Origin of the sequence: Campylobacter sp. B0100352/1 (genome assembly GCF_020135855.1) — a bacterium.
GTDB lineage: Bacteria > Campylobacterota > Campylobacteria > Campylobacterales > Campylobacteraceae > Campylobacter_D > Campylobacter_D taeniopygiae.
Window position 1 is genome coordinate 1 of sequence record NZ_JACHTP010000120.1, and the last position, 335, is coordinate 335.

The 335-nt window shown below is 30.7% G+C and carries 1 pseudogene; it reads left to right on the top strand.

Going from position 1 to position 335, the window contains the following annotated elements:
- Positions 1-335 (top strand): annotated as a pseudogene (locus H2279_RS08805) (methyl-accepting chemotaxis protein); the annotation flags it as partial.

Consider the following 335-nt stretch of genomic DNA (forward strand, 5'->3'; position numbering starts at 1 on the left):
TGGTCATTCTGAAAATACTTATGCTGCAGTTTATAGTCCAGATGGTGAGATTTATTTTCATCAATATCCAGAAAGAATTCTTACAAAAAATCCACTAAGTATAAATATAGCTAATACAATCAATACTAATCCAAATTATTATCTTAATCCAAAAGAAGAAAATGCTCTTTTTGGAGCAAAGGATGATAAAGGGAATTCTTATGAAGTACTATGTAGTGCAACAATCAATCCAAAATTTAGAGTATGTACGGTTACAGAAGATGAAACTTATACAGGAGTTGTTAAAGCCATTCTCTTTAAACAAATCCTTATAGGCATCATTGCCACTATCATCG